This is a genomic window from Methylobacterium sp. P3_A11, from assembly GCF_056403155.1.
Map to the genome: position 1 here is coordinate 1 of NZ_JBFUGA010000135.1, position 13,679 is coordinate 13,679.

Sequence of the window (13,679 nt, forward strand, 5' to 3'; positions counted from 1 at the left end):
GGTCGAGGGTCTCGGGCCGGGGCAGGGCGCCGAACCGCGCCTGGAGCCGGCCGAGCATCCAGCAGAAGGCGTGCTCGCTGTCCGTGGAGCCGATCGGCATGAAGCCGCCGAGCGGGAGCCGCTTCACGCCCTTGAGCTGGCCGTTATGCGCGAAGGTCCAGCGGCGGCCCCACAATTCCCGCGAGAACGGGTGGGTGTTCTCCAGGCTGACCCGCCCGCGATTGGCCTTGCGGACATGGGCGACGACGATCCGGCTCTTGATCGACATGTCGCGCAGCAGCCGGGCGAGCTGCGAGCGGGCGCTCGGCTCCGGCTCGTGGAAGCTGCGGCAGGTGCGCCCGTCGTAGAAGCTGATGCCCCAGCCGTCGGCATGCGGACCGGTCTCGCCGCCGCGCCGGGCGAGGCCCGCGAAGGAGAAGCGGATGTCGGTCGGCACGTTGGCGCTCATGCCGAGCAGTTCGCACATCGTTGCAGCCGGGCCATGGGGGGAGGCGGGACGTTTAGGAGTGTTCGGCCGTCCCGACAACGGCTTTCGCGCGGATCAGCGCGCCAGATAATCGGTCAGCGTCATCCCGACCAGGATGGCGACCCAGAAGAAGCCGAGCCCCGAGAACAGCCGGATCAGCGGCGGCTCGCGGACCACCTCCATGGAGACGAGGAGGATCAGCGCCACCATCACGGCGACCACCAGCAGCTCCACGATCCAGACCTGCGCGAAGGGCAGGGTGGCGCCGAGGGTGACGTTGATGCCGAGCAGGGCGAGCAGCGCCAGGAAGGTCAGCACCGGCGTGCGCAGGCGTTTGCGGAGCAGGGCGCGGTCGTCGGAGCTCAAGGTCGCGAGGGGGCTCCGCATCCTATCGGTTCACCACGTAGAGGATCGGGAAGGCGAGGATCCAGACCAGATCGATGAAGTGCCAGTACAGGCCATACACCTCGATCCAGTTCTGGTGCCGGGCGAGGAACCCGGCCTTGGCGGCCATCCAGCTCATGCCGAGGAGGAGCGCGATGCCGGTGAACAGGTGCAGCGCGTGGAGCAGCGTCGCGACATAGTAGAGGTTCACGAACAGCCGCGCGGCCGGCGTCTCGGCGAGGGCGAAGGGCCGACTGCTGAGGAACGGCATCATGTGCTCGGCCCAGTCGGCGTAGTACTCGTAGCCCTTGAGCACGAGGAACAGGCCGCCGAGCGCCGCGGTCGCCAGCATGGCCCGCACCATGGCGCGCTGCCAGCCCATCCGGGAGAACGCGATCGCCATCGACATGGTCAGGCTGGAGCAGATCAGCACCACGGTGTTGGTGGCACCGATCCAGAACTTGAGGTGCCTGGCCGCCGCGACCGTCGCCTCGGGATGCTGGATCCGGGTGATCAGCGCCACCAGGAACAGTGCCGAGAACAGCAGGAGCTCGGTGATCAGCCACGCCCAGATGCCGAGGGTCGCCGCCTCCCGCTGCTGTGCCACCGTCTCGAAATGTTCGACGCGGGCGATCCCGACGCCGTCGGCCAGCCGCGGGCTCATCCGTGCTGGTCCCGGGATTCCTGGGCCTGGATCGGGTAATCGTAGGGGATGCGCGGCACCTCGGGCGGGGACAGGAAATTATGCGTCGGCGGCGGCGACGCGGTCTCCCATTCGAGCCCCTTCGCGTTCCACGGGTTGGCGGGCGCCTTGCGCCCGAACCACAGGGAATAGACGAGGTAGAGCATCGGGAAGATGTAGCCCGCCGCCAGGATCGTGGCGCCCGCCGAGGACAGCACGTTGAGGAGCTGGAACTCGGGCGGGTAGGTCGCGTAGCGCCGCGGCATCCCGAGATACCCGAGGATGAACTGCGGGAAGAAGGTCACGTTGAAGCCGAGGAAGATCAGCAGCGCCGAGACCCGGCCCCAGGGCTCGCTGTACATCCGGCCGGTGAACTTGGGCCACCAGAAGTGCAGGCCGCCGAGGAAGGCCAGCACCGTGCCGCCGACCATGATGTAGTGGAAGTGGGCGACCACGAAGTAGGTGGCGTGGATGTGCTGGTTGATGGCGAGCGTCGCGAGGTAGAGGCCGGTCAGCCCGCCGAGCACGAACAGCCCGATATAGCCCATGGCGTAGAGCATCGGCGTGTCGAGGCGTAAGTTTCCCTTATGGATCGTGGCGGTCCAGTTGTAGACCTTCACGGCCGAGGGCACCGCCACCGCGAAGGACAGGGCGGAGAACACCAGCGAGGCCAGGTCGCTCTGGCCGTTGACGAACATGTGGTGCCCCCAGACGAAGAACGTCACCGAGGCGAGCCCGATCGACGCGTAGGCGACGAAGCGGTAGCCGAACAGCTTCTTCTGCGCGAAGGCCGGGACGATCTCGGAGATCACCCCCATGCCGGGCAGCACCATGATGTACACGGCCGGGTGCGAGTAGAACCAGAACAGGTGCTGGAACAGCACCGGGTCGCCGCCATAGGCCGGGTCGAACACGCCGATATGGAAGGCGCGCTCCGCGATCAGCAGGATCAGCGCCGTGGTGATGACGGGCGTCGCGAGCAGGAAGATCAGGCTCGTGGCATAGTGCGCCCAGACGAAGATCGGCAGCTTGAACCACGTCATGCCCGGGGCTCGCATGGTGTGGATCGTGACCACGAAGTTGAGCCCCGTCAGGATCGACGAGAAGCCCACGATGGTGACGCCGATCAGCGCCGGGAGCACCCAGGTGTTCGAGAAGGCGGTGGAGAGCGGCGCGTAGAAGGTCCAGCCGGTATCGACGCCGCCGAGCACCACCGAGACCAGGGTGAACAGGGCGCCGGCCATGAACACGTACCAGCTCGTGAGGTTGAGCTTCGGAAAGGCGAGGTCCTTGGCCCCGATCATCAGCGGGATCAGGAAGTTGCCGAAGGTCGCCGGGATCGACGGGATCAGGAAGAACCAGACCATCACCACGCCGTGGATGGTGAAGGCCTTGTTGTAGGTGTCGTTGGTCATGATCGCGCCGTTCGGCACGACGAGGGCGAGGCGCACCACGCCCGCCGCCAGGGCACCGATCACGAAGAAGCCGGTGATCGACGTGAGGTACAGGATCGCGATGCGCTTGTGGTCGGTGGCGAGGAACCACGAGCGCAGCGTCGATTCCGCGTGCAGGTAATCCGCCTTCCGGCCGATCGTCGATTCCGGGGTGTGCGGTTCCCGGCGGGCGGTGCCGCCGATGCTGCCGGAGGCGCTCATCGTGTCGGCCTCGATCGAAGGGGATGACGTCCGAGCGTCAGGAGGATCGCGCGCTCGTCCGACGCCACTCCGTGGGCCGCGATGGTCACAGATCTGGAGCGGGCACCGCTGCTGGCGGCAGGGCGCGACGAACCCCCTCTCCCGTGCGGGAGAGGGTTGGGGTGAGGGACGAGAAGCCCCAGGATCGAGCACGCCTCTGGCGCGCAGTCTGATCGAGCCCTCTTCGGAGAGACTTGATCCCTCACCCTGTCCCTCTCCCGCACGGGAGAGGGGACCCGCGCCCGACCCTGAACATGCACGGCCAGTGCGGATGTGTGAATCCACGAGCAGCGAGAGGACCGAAACCGGCGCGCCTTACACGCCGCCGACCGAAGCTCTGGGGTGACGCCGTTCATCATCGTGTCGCGTCCGCAGCCTTCGAAGCCGGGTAGGCCTTCAGGAAGTCGATCAGCGTGCCGAGTTCGTCCGCCGGTATCCGGCCGGCGAAGCTCGGCATGATCTGCTTGCCCCCGCCGGCGAGCCGGTCGCCGTTCGGGTTGAGAATCTTGTCGCGCAGCCACCCCTCGTCGGCCGTGACCGTGCGGCCGTCGGCGAGCTTGACTTGGCTGCCGTACAGCCCCGCGAGGCTCGGCGCCTTCACGGCCGAGCCGGGCGCGTGGCAGCCGGCGCAGCCATAGGCCTCGTAGAGGGCGCGGCCCGCCGCGACCTTGCCCTGCTGCGCCCCGGCATGGGTGAGCCAGTCCTGGTAGTCGCCGGGGTTCATGAAGGTGACCACGCCACCCATCACGGAGTGGTCGGTGCCGCAATATTCCGAGCAGTAGAGGTGGTAGGTGCCGGTCTTGTCGGCCTTGAACCACAGGTCGGTGTAGCGGTCGGGCAATGCGGCCACCTGCATCCGCACCGCCGGCAGGTAGAGGGCGTGGATCACGTCCTGGCTGATGATGTGCAGGCGGATCGGCTGGCCGATCGGCAGGTGCAGGTTGTTGATCTCGGACTGGCCGGTGGGATGCTGGAACTTCCACATCCATTGCCGGCCGATGGCCTCGACCACCATCGCGTCGGGGGGCGGGTTCTTCGACTCGATGAACAGCCGCGCCCCCCAGACGAAGAAGATCAGGGTGAGGAGGAACGGGATCAGCATCCAGCTGATCTCGATGAGGTTGGAGCGGATGCCGGAAGGGCTCCGGTCGGCCTCCGAGCCCTCCCGGTAGCGCACGGCGAAGTAGGTGATCGCCACGAAGACCGGGACGGTGAGCAGCAGCGTCAGCACCGTGAACGCCAGGATGAGGACATCCGTCTCGCTCGCGGTGGCCGAGACGGCGGCGGGCCAGAGCTGGAGGGAATCGTGGCCTGGCGTCATCGGTCTCCAGGCTCCGCCGCGTCGAGGGAGCGGCCGACGATCAGATCCATCGCACGCCCGATCGGGATGCGGGCGCGGGTGCGGGCCTCGTCCCGGTAGCCGTAGCCGGAGAGATGCGCCTCGGCCTCCGCCCGCTGGCGGTCGAGATCCGCATAGGGGTCGGCCTGGAGGTTCGGGGGGGGTGGCTTGAGGCGCGTCGTCTGCTGCGGCGTCAACGCCGGCAGGGCTCGGCGCTGACGCGCCGCGAAGGTGCTCATCATCCACACCATGGTCCCGACGACAGCCACGGCCGCGAGCGCGAGGGTTGCCATGACCAGCGCGGTGTTGCGGACGTTGACGTCGCGCGTCTCGTGCCCGGGATCGTCGGGATCGCGGGGGGTGTTGGCGGCGGGGCGCGGGGGGCGTCCGCTCAGGAAGCCGCTGCCACGCAGCGTCAGTCCCGCCAGGATCGCGGGGATCAGTCCGGAGGGACCGCCGGCGCTCATGCCGGCCTCCCGGCACGGCGGGGTCCGGATGGCGTCCGATCCCCGCGCGGCCGCAGCGCCAACCGGAGCCCGGCGGCGAGGCAGGCCACGGCGCAGGCAGCAAGCACGTCGCTCGGCCGGATGACGAAGCGGTCGCGCACCGCCGGGGTGATCAGCCAGAACATCTCCACGGCGTGGACGGCGAGGGCCGCGCCGGCCAGAATCCGGGTGGTCGGGCGCCCCGGACGGAGGGTCGCGAGCCCGGCCAGGACCACGACCGCGCCGGCGACGATCGCCAGCGCCCGCCCGACCCAGCCGCCCCGGGCGAGATACCACGTCACTTCGGTGGGCAGGTTGGCCGACCAGACGATCAGGAACTGCACGAAGTGCAGGTAGGCCCAGAGCCCGAGCAGGACGACGAGGGGTACCAGCCGGCCCCGCCCCGGCGCGGTACGGCCGCGACCGACGGGCTCCGGCTCCTCCCAGGCGAGCAGGATCGCCGCCGCGAAGGCGAGGCCGCTCCAGGCCGTCATCACCAGGAGGCCGAGCAGGGTGGAATCGAGCCGCGGGTCCAGGGATGCGACCACGTCGGTGACGAACAGCGTGCCGACCACCGCGTGCAGCCCCACCGCAGGCACGGTCCGGCCCTCGCCGGGCGCGTCGAAGGGGCGGGCGAAGCGGACCGCGAGCCACGTCCAGGCGGCGAGATAGGCGATCACCCGGACCACGAAGAACGGCATCGTGAACCACAGGGCGGCCAACGGCGTCCGCGCCGGGGCGCCGACCCAGGGATAGAGCAGGGGCGCGCTGGCCAGCAGCGGCAGCGACAGCAGGGCCGCGACCGGCATCAGCGCCATCAGCCGGCGCAGGGCCGCCAGCATCTCGATGCCGCCGCGCTCGCGCACGCGCTTGCCGAACCGCTCGGCCACCACGGTCACCGGCAGGGCGCCCACGGGCAGGGCGAGCAGGACCAGCCAGGCCGCCAGATAGGAGGCCGCCGCGCCGCGCCAGCCGCCCGCGATCAGGCAGAAGGCCAGCAGGCCGAGGCCCGCGAGGCCGAGGAGGGCGGGGCGGCTCACGGCGTCGCCTCCAGGCGGGCGCGATCCTCCGCGGGCAGGCGCGCCACGAGCGCATCCTGACTGAGCTGGAGGGCGCGGACATAGGCGACGATCGCCCAGCGGTCGGCGGAGGGGATCATCTGCGCCATGCCGAACATCGCCCGCCGGCCGTTCGAGATCGCGTCGTAGAGGTCGGCCGCCGATGCCCCGCGCACGGGTCCGGCCGTGAGGGTCCCGGCAGCCGGGAAGCCCCGCGCCACGATCATCCCGGCGCCGCGTCCGTCCTGGCCGTGGCAGGGGGTGCAGAACACCGCGTAGCGGTCCCGGCCCCGGTCGAGCAGATCCCGGGTGATCGTCTGCGGCTGCGGCACCGGACGACCCGGATCGATCCGCGGCACGGTGCCGGCCACCGGCTGGCGCATGGTGATCTCGCGGGGAAAGAACGGGTTCTTGTCCCAGGTCTTCGCCCGGGCCTGGTCGGCCATGTCGGCCTCGCCGCAGGCCGCCAGGGGCGCCAGGGCGAGGAGGACGAGGGGCACGGCGATCCTCATCGCGGGATCCGCCGGATCTCGAGCGGACGGCCGGCCTCGGCCGGCAGCGACGCGAGCCGCCGCTCGATCCGATCCGGGTCGAACCGGGCGCTGCGCGCCTCCGCGGACAGGAAGAACCGGTCCTCCGAGGCCCGCAGGAAGCCCGGGATGTTGAAGGCCGGGTGGTTCAGACGAGGCAGGCGGTTGAGCAGCAGGAGCGCGAGGTGGATCGCCACGCAGCCCGCCATCATCGCGAAGGAGACGCTCGGCACCACGAAGGAGGGCCAGGACAGACGCGGCCGGCCGCCGATCAGGAACACGTAGTCGTAGGCCGTGGCGTAGACGCACATCGCGAAGAAGCCGATGCCGCCGAGGAGGGCGCCGGCGAGAGCGTAGGGCAGGATCGAGCGCCCCTCCAGGCCCAGGGGCCGCAGGGTGCGGGGCATCGGCACAGGGCCGTGCCCGTCCAGACGGACCTGATCCGGCCTGAGTCCCGAGACCGCCTGGAGGGCGGCGGCGAGGTCGCCCTGGCTCGCGAAGGTCGCCGACACGCCCCACAGGGGCGCGGAGACCGGGTCCTCCTCGGGACGGGCGGCGGCTTGGGACGAGGCCTCGCGGGACGCCGCCTGCGCGGCCGTCGACACCGCCAAGGCGAGGCGGCGGCTCTCGACGATCGAAATGGCCGGCAGGTAGCGCAGGAACAGGAGCAGCAGGGTCAGGAACAGGCCGAGGGAGCCCGCGAAGGTGGCGATGCCCCAGAGGTCGGTCGTGTAGGGCAACTTCGCGGACGGCAGGAAATCCTGGGTCAGGGTGACGACCAGCACCGCGACGTGGTCGGCATAGGCGCCGACGGCCACGAGCAGGCCCACCGCCGCGATGGCCAGCGGCGCCGTGCGGGCGCGCGCCGACCACAGGATCTGCGCCGGCAGGACGAGGCAGAGGATCGCCGTCCACGAGACGAGGGCGTGGTCGCCGGTCAGGCGCCGGACGAGGACCACGCGGGCTTGCGCATCGCCGTTGAGGAATGTGTCGAACGCCTCCGCCGCGTAGCAATAGGCGCTCGCGCAGCCGAGGCAGAGCAGCAGCCGTCCGAGCACGTCGAGATGGCGGGCCGTCACCAGGGCGTCGAGGCCGTAGACGAGGCGGATCAGCATCACGATCACCGCCGTGACGCCGACGCCCGACGAGACCGCGTTCACCAGAAAACTCACCGGCAGGAGTGTGCTGTGCCAGCCGGGCATCAGCGAGCCCGCCAGCATGACCGAGGCGCCGGTCTGCACCGAGACCACCAGGAGCACGCCGAGCAGGGCCACGGTGCGGTAGGCCTGCACCCAGATCTGCCAATGGGCCGCCGAGCCGCGCCAGCCCGAGGCGACGATGCCGTAGACCTGGGCACGCAGCAGGGCGATCCGGCGCGTCGGGGCCTTCACGTCACGCTGGTGCATGGCCTCCGCGAAGGCGCGGTCGCGCAGGGTGGCGAGGTCCGGCAGCAGGCCGATGAACCAGAGGCTCACGCAGACCACCAGGAAGGACACGATGTCGATCGCGTCCCAGAGCAGCGGCGAGCGGAACTGCGGCCAGAGACCGTAGGTGTTGGGGTAGGGCAGGTTCCAGAAGAAGAACCACGGCCGCCCGAGATGGATGATCGGGTAGAGCCCGGCCGCCGCGGTGGCGAGCAKCGCCAGGGTCTCGGCGATGCGGTTTACCGCGCCGCGCCACTCGGCCCCGAGGAGGAGGAGGATCGCCGAGACCAGGAGGCTGCCCGACGCGACCCCGATCCACCAGTCGTAGCTCGCGATGTCGAGCGCCCAGACGACGGCGTTGTTGTTCCCCCAGATCCCGGGGCCGGCGTAGAGCAGGTAGACGAGGGTGAGGACGAACAGGCCGAGCAGCGCCCCCGCCGCCGCGAAGGCGATCCACCAGCGCCGGTTGCCCGGATGCGTCAGCGGGATCGCCGCGACCGCGCCGCCGATCCCCTGAAGGGTCTCGTCGGGCCGGATCAGGGGACCGGGCTGCGGGCCGCCGGAGAGGGCGCCGGACATGCTCAGCCCTCCCGTCCGTTCGGGTCCGCGGCGGGCGCGAGCCCGGCGAGGTAGGTGGTGCGCGGCCGCGTGTTCAGGTGACCGAGGAGCGCGTATTCCCGCGGATCCCGGCGGGCGGCGGAAACCCGGCTGTCCGGGTCGGCGACGTTGCCGAAGGTGATCGCCCGGGTCGGGCAGGCGCCCTGGCAGGCGGTCTCCACGGCGCCGTCGGGAATCGGCGCGTGGGCATCCTTGGCCGAGGTGATCCGGGCCGCCGTGATGCGCTGGATGCAGTAGGTGCACTTCTCCATGACGCCGCGGGCGCGGACGGTGACCTCGGGGTTGCGCTGCTGCTGCTCAACGGGGGTCATGCCGCCGGTATAGTCGAGGTAGTTGAAGCGGCGGACCTTGTAGGGGCAGTAGCTCTGGCAGGTCCGGGTCCCGACGCAGCGGTTGTAGACCTGCAGGTTCAGGCCCTCGCTGTCGTGCAGTGTCGCCTCCACGGGGCAGCCGAGTTCGCAGGGCGCCTGCTCGCAATGCATGCAGGGCACCGGCTGGAAATGCGTGGCCGGCGCGTCGAGCTCGCCCGCATAGTAGCGGTCGACCCGCAGCCAGCCCATCCAGCGGCCGCGTTCGACCTCCTCGCGCCCGACCACCGGGATGTTGTTCTCCGCTTGGCAGGCGGTGACGCAGGCATTGCAGCCCGTGCAGGCGTCGAGGTCGATCGCCATGCCCCATTGGGCGGCGACCCAGCGATCCTGGCTCTCCGGGGGCGGGTAGAACGAGGCGGGCGCCGGCGCGCCCTTCGGGTCGCCCACGGGCGCGGCGCCGAGCGCCTGCACGCGCACGAGATCCTGCCCCTCCATGGTGCCGAGATGCTGCGTCGTGACCGGCATGCACCGCTGGCCGGTCCGCGTCAGCCGGGCGCCGGTGAGCCGCCAGGGGGAACCCGGCGGCCGCAGCGGAGCGGCGTCGTAGCCGAGGCCGCGGGCGAGGTGGTCCGGCACGGCGCGGCCGTAGCCGAGGGAGAGGGTCACGGTGTCGTCCGCCTGGCCGGGCAGGATCCAGGCCGGCCCCTCGATCCCGCGGCCGCCCGCCTCGATCCGCAGCATGTCGCCCGTGGCGATGCCCTCGCGCTCCGCGAGCCGCGGCCCGAGCGCGACCACGTTCTCCCAGACCACCTTGGTCAGGGGCTTCGGGAGTTCCTGCAGCCAGGCGAGATCGGCATGGGTGCCGTCCCAGACGGTGGGGTCGGGGCGGAACAGCACCTCGATCCCGTCGGAATCCGGTCCAACGGCCGACACGGCCTGCTGCGTCAGCGCGGCGGTGACGGCCGGATGCGCGCTGTCCGCCCAGAAGCCCCGGCGAAGGGCGTCGGAGAAGCGGGCCTCGAAGGCCGCATCCGCCTCGCCCGCGTCCCGCCAGCGGGCCTTGAGGAGGCCGAGGCCGTCCTGGCCGCTCTCCCCGCCCGTGCCGTCGGCCAGGAAGGCGAGCATCTCCGGCAGGGTCCGGCCGTTGTATAGGGGCGCGACCGTCGGCTGGATCAGCCCCACGGTCCCGTCGAGGGACCGGACGTCGCCCCAGGATTCCAGCGGGTGGGCGGCCGGCAGGTGCCAATCGGCATGGGCGCCGGTCTCGTCGTAGTAGAGCCCGGCATGGATCTTCAGCGGCACACGGGCCATCCGGGCCGCGAAGTCGAGGGCGCCGGGCGCCTCGTAGACCGGGTTGGCACCGAGCATGACGAGCGCCTCGACGGCGCCGCGCTCCATGGCCTCCGCGAGTTCCGCCAGCGTCCCGGCGCCCGTCTCCGCCGCGGGCGCGGTGTGACGGACGGTCGTGCCGGTATTGCCGAGCGCCCCGTTCAGCCGGTGCACCAGCGCGTGCAGGTCGGGGCTCGCGGTCAGGCCGGCGGTGACGATGCCGCCGCCCCGCGCCTCCGTGAGCGCCGCGCCCGCCGTCCGCGTCCAGCGCGAGACGGGATCGTCGCCCGCCGGGGCCGCGCCGCCCGCCGCCAGGGCGAGGAGGTCCCGGGCGACGGTCTCGAGGCGGCCGGCCGGCACGACGGCGCTGTGATCCGCCTTGGCGCTGGTCAGCGTCGGGGTCGGGGCCGCCGCGTGCAGCGTGAGGAGGCGACCCTCGGCATAGGCCGCGCGCCGGGCCTCGCTCCAGCGCCGGGACAGGCCGACCTGGCCGGGCCCGGGGTCGAGGAAGTCGCCGTCGAGCGCCACGATGGTGCGGGCACGGCCGAAATCGGGACGGCTCTCGAGCGGCATCCCATAGGCCCGGCGGGCGCCCTCGTAGATCCCGTCGCGGCCGGCCGCGGCGCCGACATACCAGCGCAGCGCAGGGTAGGCGGCCCGCAGCCGCGCGATCTGTGCCGCAACGGTGGGCGACGTCACCGGTCCGGTGAGGAGGGCGACGCCCGCGCCCCCGGTCCGGCGCCAATCCGCCAGATGCCCGAGAAGGTCCGCCCGGAACGCCGCCCACGACGTCGGGCGACCGAGATGCTGCACCGCCTGGGAGCGGAACGGGTCGTAGAGCCCGAGCACCGAGGCCTGGGCCAGCACGTCGGTGCCGCCGAGGCTCCAGGGGTGCTCGGGATTACCCTCGATCTTCAGCGGCCGGCCGTTGCGCGTGGTGACCTGGATGCCGTTGCCGAACCCGTCGAATACCGCCGAGGAGGCGTAGGACAGCTCCGTGCCCGGCACGATCCGCTCGGGCTGGTTGACGTAGGGCACCTCGTAGCCGCGTCCTCCGCCCGCGCCGCAGGCGGTGAGGCCGCCGAGCGCGAAGGAGGCGGCCATCAGCTTCAGGAACCCGCGCCGCTCCGGGGCGGCGGCGAGCCGCGACGCCGACGGGAACTCGGCCGCCAGATAGGCGCGGAACTCGGGACTGTCGGCCACGGCGTCGAGGCTGCGCCAGAAGCGCGGCCCGTCGCCGCCGGCGAGTCTCTCGCGCAGGGCCGCGATGTCGGGAGCGCCGGTCATCGGTGGCAGATCCCGCATTCGGTCAGCCGCGCCCCGCCGCGGATATGGTACTGGGCCACGAGTTTGGGACCCAGCGTCGCCTGGTCGGCCGGCGGCGTCCAGGTCATGTTCCAGACCTGATCCGGCGGGCGGACATACTTCTCCGGCGCCCGGTGGCAATCGAGGCAGAACCGCATCTCGAAAGCGTTGGCTCGGTAGGTCATCTGCATCGCCGTGACGTCGCCGTGGCAGGTCGAGCAGCCGATCCCCTTCGTCACGTGGACGGAGTGGTTGTAGTAGACGTATTGCGGCAGCTTGTTCAGCCGCACCCATTCCAGCGGCTTGTCATGCGCGTAGCTGTCGCGCACCGGCTTCAGCATGTCGGAACCGGTCCAGATCTGCGAGTGGCAGGTCATGCAGGTCTGCGTCGGCGGGATGCCGGCGGTGGCCTCCCGGTCGACCGTCGTGTGGCAGTAGCGGCACTGGATGCCGAGTTCGCCGGAATGGTGCTTGTGGCTGAACGGCAGCGGCTGGGCCGGCGCGACCCCGACACCGGTGACGTAGTTCGAGCGCACGATCCCGGCCGCCAGGACGGGAAGCCCGACGAGGCAGGCCACCCCGGTCATCAGGGCGAGGCGGTAGAGCGCGTCGGCCCCGGGGGTGAACAGCTGCGCCATCAGGCGGACCCGGGCCGGGAGCCGGCGGGGACATCGCGCTCGGTCTTCTCAACCCCTCGCCGCACGCGTCGCCTCACCCTCTGGTACCGGCCGAGATCCGTCGGCGCGCCGGCCCGGCGCGATACGGCCCGGATATCCGCGGCGGCCAGGCCGCGCGGGTCAGAGCCCCTCGCCGGTCGGAGCCTCGGCCGCGCCCTGCCTGACGGTTGTAACACTGGAGCGCTTCCAAACCAGGGCCGACGGCAGAAACATGCGGTCCGACGTGTCGCAGCGGCCCGCGGCAGGGCGTCCACGCGCGTGCGACACTTCCCGTGACCGTCGTGAACGCCTATGCCCCCGGGCGGGGCTCAGACGCCCGATCCCGACCGGACACGCATGGAATCCGACCCTCTCGTCCTGACGTGGCGTGCCGCGCGGCCTCTGCATGCCGCCGCGGCGGCCCTCGCGGTCGGGATCGGTGCGCCGCTCTGCGCGCTCGCGCTCCTGTGCCTGCGCGACCTCATCGCGGTGCTGCCACAGGACGAGGCGCCGGCGCTGCCCTTCCTCCGCGTGGCGGCGACGCTCCCGGGCCGCGAGCTGGTGCTGGCATCCGGCTTCCCGATGCCTCCCGCACAGCTCGAACTCACGGCCTTCCTGTGCATCGCCGTCTGCGCCGTGGCCCTGGCGGGTGTCGGCTGGTGCGTGGCGCGCCTGTGCTTCAAGGCGCAGAACCAGGCTGCCGACGCCGTTCGCGAGGGCGTGCTGCGGGCGATCCTCGACGCGCCGGCCGGAGCCCGCGACGAGGCGCGCAGCCTGGCTCGGATCGTGGGCGAGGTGCTGGCGCGGGCCGATCGCCTGCTCGCCGCCGGCATCGTCCTGCCGGCCATGACGCTCGGAGCCCTGATCCTGGCCCTGGGTTTCGCCGCGCTGGCCGCGCCCCGGCTCGTCCCGGCCGCGGTGGTCGGCCTCGCGGCGATCGGGCTGGCCTACGGACTGGTGCTCGAACGGGCGCGCGACCGCCAGGAGCTGCGGCTGCGTTCCAGTGCCCGGGCGGAGGCCAACCTGAACGACCTCGTGCGGCGGCTGCCGGCGGTGCGCAACCACGGGGCGGCGGCCATCGAGCGCCGCCGCATCGCCGCCCGCGTCGCCGCGATGCGCACCAATGTCGGGCGGGCCGAGGCACGGCTGGCCTATGCCCGGGCGCCCGCCTTGGCGCTGGCCGTCATCCTGCCGGCGATCGCCGCCGGCACGGCGCTCTGGCGCTCGGGGCCGGGGCAGCCCCCCGCCGCGCCGGTGGATCCGGCCGCCCTCCTGGCGGCCGTGGGCGCCTTCGGCCTCGCCGGCTGGCTCGCCGCCGTCTGCGCACGGCTCTGGATGGTCCGCAAGGCGGTCCGTCCGCGCCTGCGCGACCTCGCCCGCCTCGCCGCGGCCCTCGAG

At 71.7% G+C, this 13,679-nt stretch carries 11 protein-coding genes and 1 pseudogene; 1 reads left to right on the top strand and 11 read right to left on the bottom strand.

Annotated elements, in window-relative coordinates; genetic code table 11:
• From AC1DXK_RS27475 to AC1DXK_RS27525, 11 genes are all read right to left on the bottom strand, one after another.
• Nucleotides 1–466: class II glutamine amidotransferase (locus tag AC1DXK_RS27475; RefSeq protein WP_477299496.1), on the bottom strand; the 466-nt coding region annotated here is incomplete at its 3' end.
• A gap of 75 nt (nt 467–541) precedes the next feature.
• A complete protein-coding gene (locus AC1DXK_RS27480; RefSeq protein ID WP_477299497.1) occupies nt 542–832 on the bottom strand; it encodes an oxidase in 291 nt (96 codons plus the stop codon).
• 22 nt (nt 833–854) lie between these two features.
• Nucleotides 855–1,514, bottom strand: a complete 660-nt coding sequence (locus AC1DXK_RS27485) for a cytochrome c oxidase subunit 3 (protein ID WP_457105551.1) — start codon at nt 1,512–1,514, stop codon at nt 855–857.
• Complete coding sequence (locus AC1DXK_RS27490; protein WP_457105550.1) at nt 1,511–3,187, bottom strand: cytochrome c oxidase subunit I; 1,677 nt, start codon at nt 3,185–3,187, stop codon at nt 1,511–1,513. Before AC1DXK_RS27490 ends, AC1DXK_RS27485 begins: the two co-directional genes overlap by 4 nt.
• Before the next feature lie 394 nt (nt 3,188–3,581).
• Nucleotides 3,582–4,547, bottom strand: coding sequence for a cytochrome c oxidase subunit II (gene coxB, locus AC1DXK_RS27495; protein ID WP_457105549.1), 966 nt, complete (start codon nt 4,545–4,547; stop codon nt 3,582–3,584).
• Nucleotides 4,544–5,032, bottom strand: a complete 489-nt coding sequence (locus AC1DXK_RS27500; protein WP_457105548.1) for a hypothetical protein — start codon at nt 5,030–5,032, stop codon at nt 4,544–4,546. Before AC1DXK_RS27500 ends, coxB begins: the two co-directional genes overlap by 4 nt.
• Complete coding sequence (locus AC1DXK_RS27505) at nt 5,029–6,090, bottom strand: hypothetical protein (RefSeq protein WP_457105547.1); 1,062 nt, start codon at nt 6,088–6,090, stop codon at nt 5,029–5,031. Before AC1DXK_RS27505 ends, AC1DXK_RS27500 begins: the two co-directional genes overlap by 4 nt.
• Nucleotides 6,087–6,620, bottom strand: coding sequence for a c-type cytochrome (locus AC1DXK_RS27510; protein ID WP_457105546.1), 534 nt, complete (start codon nt 6,618–6,620; stop codon nt 6,087–6,089). The genes AC1DXK_RS27505 and AC1DXK_RS27510 overlap by 4 nt, the downstream gene beginning before the upstream one ends.
• The gene (locus AC1DXK_RS27515) at nt 6,617–8,641 is read right to left on the bottom strand and encodes a quinol:electron acceptor oxidoreductase subunit ActD (RefSeq protein WP_477299498.1); all 2,025 of its coding nucleotides are present in this window, start codon (nt 8,639–8,641) and stop codon (nt 6,617–6,619) included. Before AC1DXK_RS27515 ends, AC1DXK_RS27510 begins: the two co-directional genes overlap by 4 nt.
• Before the next feature lie 2 nt (nt 8,642–8,643).
• Complete coding sequence (locus AC1DXK_RS27520; protein ID WP_457105544.1) at nt 8,644–11,607, bottom strand: TAT-variant-translocated molybdopterin oxidoreductase; 2,964 nt, start codon at nt 11,605–11,607, stop codon at nt 8,644–8,646.
• The gene (locus tag AC1DXK_RS27525; protein ID WP_457105543.1) at nt 11,604–12,263 is read right to left on the bottom strand and encodes a cytochrome c3 family protein; all 660 of its coding nucleotides are present in this window, start codon (nt 12,261–12,263) and stop codon (nt 11,604–11,606) included. Before AC1DXK_RS27525 ends, AC1DXK_RS27520 begins: the two co-directional genes overlap by 4 nt.
• Nucleotides 12,264–12,638: 375 nt before the next feature.
• Between AC1DXK_RS27525 and AC1DXK_RS27530 the strand changes: the two are divergent.
• Nucleotides 12,639–13,679 (top strand): annotated as a pseudogene (locus tag AC1DXK_RS27530) (ABC transporter ATP-binding protein); the annotation flags it as partial.